Annotated in this window: 13 protein-coding genes; 6 read left to right on the top strand and 7 right to left on the bottom strand. The window is 68.7% G+C overall.

The annotated features are described in order from the left end of the window. Window positions 1-228: 228 nt before the first annotated feature. The 3 genes from AC1DQP_RS08170 to AC1DQP_RS08160 all read left to right on the top strand — a co-directional run bounded on the left by AC1DQP_RS08170 (window position 229) and on the right by AC1DQP_RS08160 (window position 4,567). Window positions 229-3,342, top strand: a complete 3,114-nt coding sequence (locus AC1DQP_RS08170; RefSeq protein WP_478051396.1) for a multidrug efflux RND transporter permease subunit — start codon at window positions 229-231, stop codon at window positions 3,340-3,342. 1 nt (window position 3,343) lies between these two features. Continuing rightward, on the top strand, window positions 3,344-3,733 hold the full coding sequence (locus AC1DQP_RS08165; protein ID WP_457319145.1) for a nuclear transport factor 2 family protein: 390 nt from the start codon (window positions 3,344-3,346) through the stop codon (window positions 3,731-3,733). Between the two features lie 99 nt (window positions 3,734-3,832). Further along, the gene (locus tag AC1DQP_RS08160) at window positions 3,833-4,567 is read left to right on the top strand and encodes an MliC family protein (RefSeq protein ID WP_457319144.1); all 735 of its coding nucleotides are present in this window, start codon (window positions 3,833-3,835) and stop codon (window positions 4,565-4,567) included. 12 nt (window positions 4,568-4,579) lie between these two features. Here the strand turns inward: AC1DQP_RS08160 and AC1DQP_RS08155 are convergent, their stop codons facing one another. The 7 genes from AC1DQP_RS08155 to AC1DQP_RS08125 all read right to left on the bottom strand — a co-directional run bounded on the left by AC1DQP_RS08155 (window position 4,580) and on the right by AC1DQP_RS08125 (window position 11,464). Further along, window positions 4,580-5,158 carry a hypothetical protein gene (locus AC1DQP_RS08155; protein ID WP_478051395.1) on the bottom strand — a complete coding sequence of 193 codons (579 nt, stop codon included), beginning with the start codon at window positions 5,156-5,158 and terminating at the stop codon, window positions 4,580-4,582. Then, entirely contained in the window at window positions 5,133-5,699 is a 567-nt protein-coding gene (gene yeiP, locus AC1DQP_RS08150; protein ID WP_038688595.1) for an elongation factor P-like protein YeiP, read from the bottom strand. Before yeiP ends, AC1DQP_RS08155 begins: the two co-directional genes overlap by 26 nt. Before the next feature lie 78 nt (window positions 5,700-5,777). After that, the gene (locus AC1DQP_RS08145) at window positions 5,778-6,548 is read right to left on the bottom strand and encodes an SDR family NAD(P)-dependent oxidoreductase (protein WP_256777192.1); all 771 of its coding nucleotides are present in this window, start codon (window positions 6,546-6,548) and stop codon (window positions 5,778-5,780) included. Window positions 6,549-6,626: 78 nt separating this feature from the next. Continuing rightward, window positions 6,627-9,194 (bottom strand): sensor domain-containing protein, encoded by a 2,568-nt coding sequence (locus AC1DQP_RS08140; RefSeq protein WP_457319825.1) that lies wholly within the window; start codon window positions 9,192-9,194, stop codon window positions 6,627-6,629. Next, complete coding sequence (locus tag AC1DQP_RS08135) at window positions 9,191-10,084, bottom strand: hydroxymethylglutaryl-CoA lyase (protein WP_457319827.1); 894 nt, start codon at window positions 10,082-10,084, stop codon at window positions 9,191-9,193. Before AC1DQP_RS08135 ends, AC1DQP_RS08140 begins: the two co-directional genes overlap by 4 nt. Before the next feature lie 193 nt (window positions 10,085-10,277). Then, the gene (locus tag AC1DQP_RS08130; RefSeq protein ID WP_256777189.1) at window positions 10,278-10,664 is read right to left on the bottom strand and encodes a VOC family protein; all 387 of its coding nucleotides are present in this window, start codon (window positions 10,662-10,664) and stop codon (window positions 10,278-10,280) included. 11 nt (window positions 10,665-10,675) lie between these two features. After that, complete coding sequence (locus AC1DQP_RS08125; protein ID WP_478051394.1) at window positions 10,676-11,464, bottom strand: enoyl-CoA hydratase-related protein; 789 nt, start codon at window positions 11,462-11,464, stop codon at window positions 10,676-10,678. A 117-nt stretch (window positions 11,465-11,581) separates the two neighbouring features. Here AC1DQP_RS08125 and AC1DQP_RS08120 point away from each other — a divergent pair, with 117 nt between their 5' ends. The 3 genes from AC1DQP_RS08120 to AC1DQP_RS08110 are packed head-to-tail and all read left to right on the top strand — an operon-like array spanning window position 11,582 to window position 13,943. Further along, a complete protein-coding gene (locus AC1DQP_RS08120; RefSeq protein ID WP_256777187.1) occupies window positions 11,582-11,836 on the top strand; it encodes a FeoA domain-containing protein in 255 nt (84 codons plus the stop codon). Continuing rightward, a complete protein-coding gene (gene feoB, locus AC1DQP_RS08115; RefSeq protein ID WP_256777185.1) occupies window positions 11,833-13,689 on the top strand; it encodes a ferrous iron transport protein B in 1,857 nt (618 codons plus the stop codon). The genes AC1DQP_RS08120 and feoB overlap by 4 nt, the downstream gene beginning before the upstream one ends. Then, a complete protein-coding gene (locus tag AC1DQP_RS08110; protein ID WP_256777184.1) occupies window positions 13,689-13,943 on the top strand; it encodes a DUF6587 family protein in 255 nt (84 codons plus the stop codon). The genes feoB and AC1DQP_RS08110 overlap by 1 nt, the downstream gene beginning before the upstream one ends. The last annotated feature ends 134 nt before the right edge of the window (window positions 13,944-14,077 follow it).

Below are 14,077 nucleotides of genomic sequence, written 5' to 3'. Positions count from 1 at the left end.
CGAACGCCCAGCCGCCAGCGGCTGGGCCGGGCCGCGGAGCGGGACTTGCAGCGTGTCCCGTAACCCCACCCGCACCTGCCCAGCCCGGTGCAGGCGCGGACAGTAGCTCTTGCTCTTGCATCGCAGTGGCTTGAGCAATCCCGCAGTACGACGAAGAACCTTTTTTGTGGATGACGATGCCACTGCACCGGCTGCTTTCGCGGCGGTGCGCCGGCGAGAGGAAGTTGCATGCCGCAGTTTTTCATTGAGCGCCCGGTGTTTGCGTGGGTGCTGGCTATTTTCGTGGTGCTGGCCGGAGCGCTGGCCATTCCGCGCCTGGCGATCGAGCGCTATCCCAGCGTCGCGCCGCCCAGCATCAGCATCTATGCCAGCTATCCCGGCGCGTCGGCGCAGACCATGAACGATGCCGTGGTCGGGCTGATCGAGCGCGAGCTGTCCGGGGTCAAGCACCTGCTGTATTTCTCCTCGTCCACCGACACCTCGGGCGAGGCCTCCATTACCGCTACCTTCCGCCCGGGCACCGATCCGGAGCTGGCCCAGGTGGACGTACAGAACCGCATCAAGGCGATCGAATCGCGGCTGCCGCAGGCGGTGCGCCAGAACGGGCTTGGCGTGGAGGCCGCCGATTCGGGCTTCCTGATGCTGGTCGGGCTGCGCTCCACCGATGGCCGCCTGGACGAAGTGGCTCTGAGCGACTACATGGCGCGCAACATCGTCGAAGAACTGCGGCGCATCGACGGCGTGGGTCGCGTGCAGCTGTTCGGTGCCGAACGCGCCATGCGGATCTGGGTTGACCCCGCCCAGCTGGTGGCCTACCGCCTCACTCTGGGCGACCTGACCACCGCGATCAGCGAACAGAATGCGCAGATCGCCCCCGGCCGGGTCGGCGATTCGCCGGCGCTGCCGGGCCAGCGGGTCACCATTCCCCTCACCGTGGAGGGCCAGCTGAGTACGCCGGAGGCGTTCGCGGCCATCGTGCTGCGCGCCAATCCGGATGGCTCCCGGGTGGTYATCGGTGATGTTGCCCGGGTCGAGATGGGCGCGGAAAACTATGCGTGGTCCACACGCGAAAACGGCGCGCCGGCAACCGCGGCGGCCATCCAGTTGTCGCCCGGCGCCAACGCAGTGAAGGTGGCCGGCGCGGTACGCGCGCGCATGGCCGAACTCGCGCCAACCCTGCCGGTGGGCATGGAGTCCACGGTGCCGTTCGACACCGCGCCATTCGTGGCGATCTCGATCCAGAAAGTGCTGATCACCCTTGTCGAGGCGATGGTGCTGGTGTTTGCGGTGATGTACCTGTTCCTGCAGAACATCCGCTACACACTCATCCCGGCCATCGTGGCGCCGATCGCGCTGCTGGGCACCTTCGCGGTCATGCTGGCGGCGGGCTTTTCGATCAACGTGCTGACCATGTTCGGCATGGTGCTGGCGATTGGCATCATCGTCGACGATGCCATCGTGGTGGTGGAAGGCGTTGAGCGGATCATGGCCGAAGAAGGCCTGCCACCCCGCGAGGCCACCGCCAAGGCGATGAAGGAGCTCACCGGTGCGGTGATTGGCATCACCCTGGTGCTCACCGCCGTGTTCATTCCGATGGCGCTTGCCGACGGTTCGGTGGGCGCGATCTACCGGCAGTTCAGCCTGGCCATGGCGGTATCGATCCTGTTCTCGGCGCTGCTCGCGCTGACCCTTACCCCCGCGCTGTGTGCCACGCTGCTCAAGCCGAGCACGCGCGGCCACCACGGGCGAGGCGGCTTCTTCGGTGCGTTCAATCGCGGCATGGCGCGCATGACCGACGGCTACCAGGGGCAGGTGGTGCGCATCCTGCAGCGCGGTGGGCGCAGCATGGCCGTGTTCGCCGCCCTCGTGGTGGCCTTGGGGATGGGTCTGCACCTGCTGCCCGGCGCGTTCCTGCCCGAAGAGGACCAGGGCTACTTCATGACCTCCATCCAGCTGCCGGCCGATGCCACCGCCGAGCGCACCCTGGAGGTGATGCAACGCTACGAGACGCACATCGCCGCACGCCCGGGCATCGCCTCCAACCAGGCGATCATGGGCTACAGCTTCGCGGGGTCCGGGCCGAACGCGGCGATGGCCTACACCATGCTCAACGAGTGGGACGCGCGCGCCGGTGCCACCGTGGCCGACGAGGTGGAACGCGCGCAGCAGGCCATGGCCGCCGCGCCGGAAGGCCAGGTGATCGTGGTGACGCCGCCGGCCATCGACAGCCTGGGCACCTCGTCCGGGTTCGACCTGCGCCTGCAGGCCCGTAGCGGCCAGGGCCCGGCGCAGCTTCAGGCGGCACAACAGCAGCTGCTGGCGCTGGCCGCCGCAAGCCCGCTGCTGCGCGACGTGCATGCCGAAGGCCTGCCAGCGGGCAGCACCGTGCGGTTGGAGATCGACCGACACAAGGCGCAGGCCATGGGCGTGGGCTTCAGTGCGATCAGTGACACGCTGTCGGCGGCGATGGGCTCGCAGTACGTCAACGATTTCCCCAATGCGGGCCGCCTGCAACAGGTGATCGTGCAGGCAGACGCACCGCACCGCATGCAGGTGGATGACGTGCTCAAGCTGCATGTGCGCAATGCCAATAGCGGCATGGTGGCGTTGGCCGAGCTGGTCACCCCGGTGTGGTCGCAGACGCCCTTGCAGCTGGAACGCTACCAGGGCTTCCCGTCGCTGAGCCTGTCCGGCAATGCGGCAGCGGGCGCGTCCAGCGGCCAGGCCATGGCCGAGATGGAGCGGCTGGCGCGGCAGTTGCCGGCCGGCTTCGCACTGGCCTGGACCGGGCAGTCGCTGCAGGAGCGCGCCTCCGGTGCGCAGGCGCCGTGGCTGATGCTGCTGTCGATGCTGGTGGTGTTCCTGGTGCTGGCCGCGCTGTATGAAAGCTGGTCGATCCCGGCGGCAGTGCTGCTGGTGGTGCCGCTGGGCCTGCTGGGCGCGGTGGCGGCCGTGCTGTTGCGCGGGTTGCCCAACGATGTGTTCTTCAAGGTCGGAATGATCACCGTGATCGGGCTGTCGGCCAAGAACGCGATCCTGATCGTGGAGTTTGCGCGCCAGCTGCAGTTGCAGGGGCATGGCCTGGTTGACGCGGCGATCGAGGCGGCACGGCTGCGGCTGCGCCCGATCCTGATGACGTCGCTGGCGTTCGCGCTGGGCGTGGTGCCGTTGATGCTGGCCACCGGCGCGTCGGCTGAAACCCAGCATGCGATCGGCACCGGGGTATTCGGCGGGATGCTGACCGCCACCGTGCTGGCGGTGTTCTTCGTGCCGCTGTTCTACGTACTGGTGCAGGGCGCACGCCGCTGGCGCTGGCCATGGCGGCAAGGCCGGGAGGAATGAGATGAGTACCACCGTGATTGATACCACCATCGCCACGGCCGAGGCACAGGTGCTGCAGCTGCTGTTGGCGCATGACGTGGACGCACTGCAGGCCTGGCTGTCGCCCTCGTTGTTCTTCAGTGACGGGGCAGGGCAGTGGCTGGGCGCCCATCCCTGCCTCACGGGGTGGTCAACCGGGCAGCTGCGGATCACCGCGCTCGAGCAGGCCGCAGTGGAGTCACTGGTGTGCGGGCAGCTGACCCTGGTATCCAGTGACGTGCGGCTGCGGTATGCCGACGCGGCCGGCGAACACGCGCGCGCGCTGCGCCTGCTGCGGGTGTGGGCCAGTGCATCGAACGCGGCCGGCGTGCACCTGCTGTCGATCGCACTGCTGCCGCCGCGCGCGGTCTGAACCGATGCCGCAGCCCGTGGAGTCAGGGCTGCTTCACCTCCCGCTGCAGCCTGCGGGCTAGGATGGTTGGCTGATCGCAACAACCGCAAGGAGTCCAACATGCGTGCATCCCCATGGCTTTTGAGCCTGGCCATCGCGGCCGGACTGAGCGCCTGCCAGCCCGCGCAGCAGGGCGACGGCGCCGCGTCGGCAGGCGCTGCAAGCGAAGCACCGCCACCGCCGGCCGCCGCGACCACCGATGAGCGCAGCTATGCTTTCCAGTGCGGCGATGTGGCCGTACACGCGACCTATCGCGGCCAGGATTCGGCCACGGTGGTGGTGGGCGAGCGGACCTATGCGATGTCTTCGGAGGTCGCCGCCTCCGGTGCCAAATACGGCGACGGGCAGGGCAACACGTTCTGGACCAAGGGCACCACCGAAGGCGCGCTCAGCCTGAAGGGTGAGGCCGATCGCATCTGCACCGGCTCGGGCGAAGAAGGCGCGGCAGCGCCCGCGCCCGCCGCTGGAAGCACGGCCCATGCGGGCTTCCGCGCGACCGGCAACGAGCCCGGCTGGGTAGCCGAAGTCCCCGCGGGCGCAACGCCAAGCCTGCGCGTGGAAACCGACTACGGGCAGCGCACCTTCGAGATCCCCACCCCGACCCAAGGGAAGGATGGCTGGTCTGGCAAGGCCGCCGATGGCACCGATATCAAGCTGACCTTCCAGCGCACGGTCTGCCAGGACGACATGAGCGGGCAGACGTTCGGGACCACGGCGATGCTGACCGTGGGCGCGCGGCAGTACCACGGCTGTGGGGATTTCGCCGGCGCGCCTGCGCTGGCGGCCAAGCCGTAACCGCTGGGCGGGTCAGCGCACGTCCTGCGGGCGGCAGTGATCCGGCGCGACGTCGGTGAACAGGTCGTAGCGGTTGCCCACGCCGATCAACGCCTCGCGCAGGGCGCAATCCGCATGGTGACGTTCGTACAGATCGGCGAAGATCCGTTCGCGGCCCTGGCAGTAGCGTTTGTCGGCGGCCTCAAGCTCGACGCGACGTTCTTGGTCGTAGGCTTCTTCGCCCGCGAAATGCTGGCAGGTGTTTTCGCGCTCAAGAAACGCGCGGACATCGGCGGGCATCGCGCAGTAGATGCGGATGTCGTCCACATCGCCGATGTCGTTGGATACCTCGCAGCCAGCGTTGGCGCGCGCGCGCTCGAGGTCGTCCAGATCCGGCATGCCGGTGTTGGCGTCGGCCTCGATCAGCGGGTTTTCCGTCGCCGGCGATTGGGAAGGGATTTCCGGTGCGGCGACGGCCTCCTTGCCGACCACGGGCGAGGCGGCATCCACCCCGTCCACAGTGCCGTCCGCTGCTCGCGGCGAACACGCCGCGAGCAGGGACAGGCAAGCCAGCAGGGCGATGCGCTTAGTCGGCACGGCCGGCGAATTCACCGGTGGCGGTGTTGACCAGCACGCGTTCGCCGTTGGCGATGTACTCCGGCACCATGATCTCGATCCCGGTGCTGAGCTTGGCCGGCTTTGGACGCTTGGTGGCGGTGCCCCCCTTCATTTCCGGCGGGGTCTCGACCACTTCCAGCACCACGCTGGTCGGCAGCTGCACGCCCACCGGGGTTTCGTCGATCACCTGCACGTAGATACCCGTCAGGCCGTCGGTGATGTAGCCGGCGTCATCGCCCAGCACGTCGGCATCGACCATGTACGGGGTGTAGTCCTCGTCGTCCAGGAACACGAACGCATCGCCGTCCTTGTAGGAATAGGTGGACTGGCGGCGCAGCAGCTCGACTTCCGGCAGGTTGTCGTCGGCGTCGAAGCTGGCATCGAGCTTGTTGCCGCCCGGCACGCTGTACATGATGAAGCGGAAGCGGACATTGCCGCCGCGGCCCTGCGGCGAGCTGCGTTCGATGTCGCGGATCTGGTAGACGCCGTTGTTGTACTCGACGACGTTGCCTTTCTTGATGTCGTTGGCTTTCATGGACTGAAGGTCGGTTMGTGGGAGGTGGCGGGCACCATGCCGGGTGCCCTGCGGTGTCCGCCGCTACGGCGGACGTGCTTACTTGGGTGCCAGACGCACCGCACCGTCCAGGCGGATGGTCTCGCCGTTGAGGTAGGTGTTGCCGAGGATATGGCCGACCAGGCCGGCGAAGTCGTCCGGCTTGCCCAGGCGCGGCGGGAACGGGATCGACGCGGCCAGCGATTCCTGCACGGCCGGCGGCATGCCATCGACCATCGGAGTCCAGAAGATGCCCGGGGCGATGGTCATCACGCGGATGCCGAAGCGCGACAGTTCGCGTGCCATCGGCAGGGTCATGCTGACCACGCCGCCCTTGGACGCGGCATAGGCGGCCTGGCCGATCTGGCCTTCATAGGCGGCGACGCTGGCGGTGTTGATGATCACCCCGCGCTCGCCGTCGTCGCCGGGCGTGTTGTGCTGCATGCGGTTGGCGGCGGCCTTGGCGACGTTGAAGCTGCCAACCAGGTTGACCATCACCGTGTTCTGGAAGCTGGCCAGTGGCATCGGGGCCTCTTTGCCCAGCACGCGCCCGGCGCCGAGGATGCCGGCGCAGCTGATCGCCGCATTGAGGCCGCCGAGGAAGTCGTGCGCGGCATCGATCTGCGCCGCCACGGCCGCTTCATCGCTGACATTGGTGGTGAAATAGCGGGCGTTGGCCTCGCCCAGTTCGGCCACGGCGGCCGCGCCCTTGTCGTCGTTGAGGTCGAACAGGGCGACTTTGGCGCCGTGGGCCACCAGGTACTGGGCCACGGACAGGCCCAGGCCGGAGACGCCGCCGGTGATGACGGCGCGGACAGAAGACAGCTGCATTGCGTGTTTCCGCTGGTTCAAGAACCGCCGATTCTAGCGGAAGCCGGCGCTGTCGCCGTTGTGCGCTGCGCGCGGCGCTCAGTGGCGCTGCGCCAGGCGCCGTGCGAACTCGTCCGGCGCCAGCCCGGGCGCAAACAGGAAGCCTTGGCCCACGGCCACTCCCAGCCCCTGCAGGAACTGCCGCTGCGGCTCCGATTCGATGCCTTCGGCGACCAGCCCCAGGCCCAGGCTGCGCGCAATGCCGCAGACCGCTTCGCACACCGCCACGTCCGAGCGGTTGCCGGGCACGCCCTCGACGAACAGCTGGCTGAGCTTGAGCCCGTGGATCGGCAGCCGGCGCAGGTAGTTGAGGGCGCTGTAGCCTTCGCCGAAATCGTCGATGGTCAGCAGCACGCCCATCTCGCGCAGGCGCGCGAAGGTCTGCAGGGTGTCCGGGGCATCCTCGATCAGCACCCGTTCGGTGAACTCCAGCTCCAGCGCGGTGCCGGGCAGGCCGAATTCGTCCAGCACCTGGCCCACGTTGCGGGCCAGGTCCTCGCCGACGAACTGGCGGTAGGACACATTGACCGCCACTCGCACGATGCCCAGCCCGGCATCCTGCCACGCCCGCACCTGTCGGCACGCCTCGCGCAGCACCCACAAGCCGATCCGCACGATGTCGCCGGTGCTTTCGGCGTGCCCGATGAAGATGTCCGGGCGCAGCTCGCCCAACTGCGAGTTGCGCCAGCGGATCAACGCTTCGGCGGCCACCAGCTGGCCGTTGTGCAGGTTGACCTGCGGCTGGTAGACCAGGTGGAACTCGTCATCGTCCAGCGCACGGTGCAGGCGGCTTTCGATCTGCAGCCGGTCGTTCTGGCGCTGCGCCAGTTCCGGGGAAAACACCTGCCAGCCGTTGCGGGTGCGGCGCTTGCAGTCGTACATGGCGATGTCTGCGTTCTGGATCAGCTGCTGCGGACGCAGCCCGTCCTGCGGCGCGCGCGCGATGCCGATGCTGGTGGTCACCGCGAACTCGTCGGCCCCGAAGCGGAACGGGGTGCTGAAGCCGCGGGTGATCGCCTCGGCCAGGCGCTCGGGCTGGTCGGCCTGGTCGCGGGTGTCGCAGATCACCAGGAACTCGTCGCCGCCAAAACGCGCCAGCAGGCCTTCGGTACCGATCGCGGTGGCGATGCGGCGGGTGGCATCGATCAGCAGTTCGTCGCCAGCGTTGTGGCCGAGCAGGTCGTTGACGGTCTTGAAGCGGTCCAGGTCGATGTACAGCACCGCCACCTGGCAATGGGTGGGGTTGGCCATGCGCGTGGCCAGGTCGTTGAGCACCGCATCGCGGTTCATGATGCCGGTGAGCGGGTCGGTGCGGGCCTGGATGCGCAGGGTTTCCTCGGCCTGCTTGCGCGCGGTGATGTCCTGCACGGTGCCGGCGATGCGTGCGGCGTTGACGTCACCGGGCTCGGCCTCGCCGATCATGCGCACCCAGAACGAGTGCCCGTCGCCGCGCTGGCCCTGCAGTTCCAACTCGAACGGCACCTGCCGGTCGATCACCTCAAGCAGCGCCTGCTGCAGCTGCGAGCGATCATCCAGGCGCAGGCATTCCAGCAGGTGCGCCATGTCGGTGAGCGGCAGCGACTGGCCGAGGATGCGGCTGGCCTCGTCGGTCAGGTACAGGCGCTGCAGGCCGCGATCCCATTCCCAGCCGCCGATGTGCGCCAGCGACTGGGCGCGGTCGAACAGGGCGTTGTTGCGCTTGAGCTCGGTGATGTCGCTGAACAGCCCGAACACGTGGTCCGGGCAATCGCGGCCGGTGCCGAACACCGGCACGTTGGTGGTGGAGATCCAGATCATGCGCCCGCGCGGGCGGTGGTACAGCCCGACGATGGTGCTGCGGATGGTGCGCCCGGTGCGCAGCGACACCGCGGCCGGCCACTGCTCGCGGGTGAGCGGGTGGCCATGTTCGTCCACGCAGATCCAGTCGTCCGGGGCCAGCATCGCCTGCAGGCTGCCGCCGTTGCCGGCCATGCCGAGGATGCGATGCGCGGCCGGGTTGGCCGAGACCACGCGCAGGTGGGTATCGAACAGGACCACGCCCTTGTCGATGGATTCCATCAGCAACCGGTAGCGCGATTCGGCCTGCCAGCGGCTGCTGAGGTCACGCGCTACCGCCACGATGCAGTGCTCGCCCTGGTGCTCGAAGCCGGCCGAATGCACTTCCACGGGGAAGCGGCTGCCATCGCCGCGCATGTTGGTCACCTCGATGACGTAGGTTTCATCGCGGCGCAGCGCTTCCCAGACCGGGTCGAGGTGGTCGCTGGGCAGGTCCGGGTTCAACAGTTCGATCGGCTGGCCGACGATCTCCTCGCGCGGCCGTCCGTAGGCGCGCACGCCGGCCTTGTTGAGGTCCAGCACCACGCCGGTTTGGCTGAGGATGCTGACCGGGTCGGGTACCGCGTCGAACAGCGCGGCGTAGCGGCGCAGCGCCAGCTGGCGCTCGTCCATGGCCTGGGTAAGGGCCTGCTGCACCTCGCGCAGCAGGGGGCGCAGGCCCTGTTCGTCCGGCGGCTGCGCCAGGGCGCGATCCAGGGCGGCCAGCGCGTGGACGTGGGCGGTGAGATGGTCACCGACCGCGACGTCCCTGCGCGGGCCGCTGCGGCTCATGTGGCCGCCAGCGCCTTGCCGGTCTTGCTGCCGGTCTGCCGGCCCAGCCGTGCGGCGAGCCAGCGGCCGGTGGTGGCCAGCGCCGACAGGTCGATACCCGTGCGCATGCCGATGCCATGCAGCAGGTACACCACGTCTTCGCTGGCGACGTTGCCGCTGGCTCCCTTGGCATAGGGGCAGCCGCCGGCGCCGGATACGGCCGAATCGACCACGCGCACGCCTTCCTCCAGGCAGGCATCGATGTTGGCCAGCGCCTGTCCGTAGGTGTCGTGGAAGTGCACCGCCAGCGCGGCCATCGGCACCTCGGCGGCGACCGCATGCAGCATCGCCCGCGCCTTGCGCGGGGTGCCCACGCCGATGGTGTCGCCCAGCGAAATTTCGTAACAGCCCATGTCATGCAGCGCACGTGCCACGCGGACCACTTCGCTCACCGCGACCTCGCCCTGGTACGGGCAGCCGAGCACGGTGGAGACGTAGCCGCGCACCTTCACCCCGTCGGCTTTGGCGCGCGCCAGGATCGGCGCGAAGCGTGCCAGCGATTCGTCGATGCCGGCGTTGGTGTTGGTGCGGTTGAAGGTTTCCGAGGCGGCGGTGAACACGGCCACTTCCTCCACGCCGACCGCGCGTGCCCGATCGTAGCCCTGTTCGTTGGGGACCAGCACCGGATAGGCGATGCCGGGGCGGCGCTCGATGCCGGCGTAGACCTCGGCGGCATCGGCCAGCTGCGGCACCCAGCGCGGACTGACGAAACTGGTGGCCTCGATGGTGCGCAGGCCGGTCAGCGACAACTGCCGGATCAGTTCGATCTTGTCGGCGGTGGCCACCGGCTGTGCTTCGTTCTGCAGACCATCGCGCGGGCCCACTTCGACGATGCGGACGAAATCATCCATGGCGGGCCTCCCGGCGGACGGGCAGGCGCACAGCAGGCAGCAGAACGGGCAGGAGTCGGATCACAGGAGTACCAGAAGAAGGGAGGCGGCCCACGGTCCCCGGTAGGCCACGAAAGGGGGATACGCGGGATGGGCGACAAAGCGGCCAGCCCGCRGTGGATGACAGGGTCGCCCCAGGGCGGGCGCCGGGCGTTCAGCCGGGGCGTTGGCAGACCGCTTCGATGTTGTTGCCGTCCGGGTCCAGCACGAACGCCCCGTAGTAATCGGGGTGGTAATGCTCGCGGATGCCCGGCGCGCCGTTGTCGCGCCCGCCGGCGGCCAGCGCGGCCTGGTGAAAGGCATCCACCTCGGCCCGGCTGCCTGCGCTGAAGGCCACATGCACCCCGCCATGGGCGCCGGGCGCGTTGCCGATCCAGAAGTCCGGCTTGCCGGTGCGGCCGAAGCCGGCATGGTCGTGGTCGCCGGTCTGGGCGGCGCTGACCTGCATCACCACGGTGATCCCCAGCGGGGCCAGGGCCTGCTGGAAGAAGCTGAGGCTGCGCGGGAAGTCGGCGCAGCGGATACCGATATGGTCGAGCATGATGACGTCCTTCAGTCCTGGGTGACCCAATGCGGGGCGCGCTTGTCCAGGAAGGCGCCCAGGCCCTCCTGCCCCTCGGCCGACACCCGCAGGCGCGCAATCAGCGCGGCATTGTCGCGGTCCAGCGCGTCGCGGTCGCGGCCGATGCCGACCCGGCGCACCAGTTCCTTGGCCGAGGCCGAGGCGATCGGGCCGGCCTTGTCGAGCAGGCCGATCTGGCGCTGCACGGCTTCATCTATGCGTTCAGGTTCGATCAGCTGGTGGACCAGGCCGATCCGCAGCGCGGTGTCCGCATCGAAATGCTCGCCGGTGGCGAACCAGCGGCGCGCCTGGCGCGGGCCGATGGCGTCGATCACATAGGGCGAGATCACCGCCGGCAGCAGGCCCAGCCGGCTTTCGGTCAGGCCGAAGCGGGCGCTGGTGCTGGCGATGGCGATGTCGCAGCAGGCGACCAGGCCGACCCCGCCACCGAAGGCGGCGCCCTGCACGCGGGCGATGGTGGGCTTGGGCAGCTCGTCCAGGGTGCGCATCAGCCGGGCCAGGGCCAGCGAGTCCTGGCGGTTGTCCTCCTCGCTGGCAGCGGCCATGCCTCGCATCCACTGCATGTCCGCGCCCGCCGAAAACGAGGCGCCCTGGCCGGCCAGCACCACCACGCGCACGTGTTCATCGCGCCCGGCCGCCTCCAGTGCGGCGGTCAKCTGGGCGATCAGTGCCGCATCGAAGGCGTTGTGCAGGGTGGGGCGGTTCAGCCAAAGGGTCAGCACCGAGGCGCTGCGTTCTATCCGTAGTGCATCACTCATGGGAACCTGCGATTACTCCATACATGTACGAATCATAGCGGGCCATCGGTCACGGGCAATGACGCGGCGCGGCGATGCTAGAATTGAGAACCATTCTGATTGGCAAGAAGGCGCTCCGTGACGTTGTCCGATCTGCCGCTGCACGATTCCGCCCTGGTGGAGTCGGTGCGGGACCTGCACGCAAACGATGCCATCGCCCGTCGCCTCCGCGAGCTGGGCTTCGTCAAGGGTGAAGACGTGCGTCTTGTCGCCCGCGGCCCGGTGGGTGGCGAGCCGCTGCTGGTACAGGTCGGTTTCACCCGTTTCGCCCTGCGCCGCAGCGAAGCCAGCCGCATCGAGATCACCGCGATCCCGGCCGGAGCGGGCGCATGAGCGCCGCCGCATCCCTGCGCGTCGCCCTGGTCGGCAACCCCAACAGTGGCAAGACCGCGTTGTTCAACCAGCTCACCGGCAGCCGCCAGAAGGTGGCCAATTACACCGGCGTGACCGTGGAGCGCAAGGAAGGCCGCCTGCGTGCACCGTCCGGCCGCGAGTTCGCCGTGCTCGACCTGCCCGGCGCCTACAGCCTGCAGCCGGCCAGCCTGGACGAGGCGATCACCCGCGACCTGTGCCGGGGCTTCTACCCGGGCGAGGCCGCACCGGATGTGCTGCTGTGCGTGATCGATGCGACCAACCTGCGCCTGCACCTGCGCTTCGCGCTGGAACTGCGCGAGTTGGGCAAGCCGATGATCGTGGCGCTGAACATGGTCGATGCGGCGCAGCGGCGTGGCATCAAGATCGACGTGCCCGCGCTGGAACAGGCTCTCGGGGTGCCGGTGGTGGAAACCGTGGCGGTGCGCCGCAACGGCGCCCAGGCGCTGGTCGAGCGGCTCGATGCGATGGTGCCGCACCTGCAGGCACCGGTCGCGGTGCCGGCCGGCGAGGCCGACTACCACGCCCAGGTGCGCGGCATCCTGGCCGCCTCGGTGAGCATGCCCACGCGCACGGCCAGGATCGATGACGCGCTGGACCGCTGGCTGTTGCACCCGGTGTTCGGGCTGCTGACGCTGGTGGTGGTGATGTTCCTGATCTTCCAGGCCGTGTTCGCCTGGGCCACGCCGCTGATGGATGGCATCGAGGCCGGCTTCGGCTGGCTCGGCGAGCACGTCGGCGCGGTGCTGCCGGAAGGCCCGTTGTCCAGTCTGCTCACCGACGGCATCATCGCCGGCGTCGGCGGAGTGGTGGTATTCCTGCCGCAGATCCTGATCCTGTTCGCTTTCATCCTGGCCCTGGAAGAATCCGGGTACCTGCCGCGCGCGGCGTTCCTGCTGGACCGCATGATGGCCTCGGCGGGCCTGTCCGGGCGCTCGTTCATCCCTCTTCTGTCCAGCTTCGCCTGCGCGGTGCCCGGCATCATGGCCACCCGCAGCATCCAGGACCCGCGCGATCGCCTGGCCACCATCCTGGTGGCGCCGCTGATGACCTGTTCGGCGCGCCTGCCGGTGTATGCGCTGCTGATCGGTGCGTTCATTCCGCAGAAGACCCTGTGGGGCTTCGTCAGCCAGCAGGGGCTGGTGCTGTTCGGCCTGTACGTGGCCGGGATTCTCAGCGCGCTGGCGATGTCGTGGGTGATGAAGAAGTGGCGCCGCGACAAGAGCGAGCATCCGCTGATGCTGGAGCTGCCGTCCTACCGCATCCCGCACCCGCGCGACCTGGCGGTGGGCCTGTACGAGCGCGGCATGATCTTCCTCAAGCGCGTGGGCGGCATCATCCTGTCGCTGACCATCCTGCTGTGGGTGCTGCTGAAATTCCCGGCCGCGCCGCCCGGGGCGACCATGCCGGCGATCGACTACAGCTTTGCCGGCCAGCTCGGCCATGCGATGGCGGTGATCTTCGCGCCGCTGGGCTTCAACTGGCAGATCTGCATCGCGCTGATCCCGGGGATGGGTGCGCGCGAAGTGGCGGTGTCCTCGCTGGCCACGATCTACGCACTGTCGGCCGCCGATGACGACGCCGCGATCCAGGCGTTGACCCCGGTGGTCGCCAATGGCTGGTCGCTGGCCACCGGCCTGTCGCTGCTGGTGTGGTTCATCTATGCGCCGATGTGCATTTCCACCCTGGCCACGATCAAACGCGAGACCAACTCCTGGAAGCAGGTCGGCTTTGCCACCTTCTACCTGTTCGCGGCGGCCTACATCGCCGCGCTGGTCACCTACCAGGTGACCGTGGCGCTGGGCGGCGGCTGATGGGCGCCGGCCTGCTACTGCAGTACATCGTGGTCGCGCTGATCGTGCTGTTCAGCGCGTGGGTGGTGCTGAAAAAGCAGTTCCCCGGTGTCGTGCGCACGGTGCGCGGCGCGATCGCGCTGGGACTGGTCAAGCCGCAGCGTGCCGCGTGGCTGCAGACGCTGGGGCGGAAGATCGCCCCGCCCGCTACCGGTAGTGCCGGGGCGTGCGGCGGCTGCGACAGCTGCGGACCGAGCACGCCGAAGCAGCATTGAGCCGGCGCGCCTGTCGCGCCATCACCGGTAGAGCCCCGCCATGCGTGGCTTGCAGATGCCGATGTGCCGAATCCCGGTAGAGCCACGCCATGCGCGGCTGGCAGGTGTCCGCACGCCGGAACGGAGGGCAGCCA

The organism is Stenotrophomonas sp. P5_A8 (genome assembly GCF_056400545.1).
This window is presented reverse-complemented; position numbering and strand designations above follow the sequence as displayed.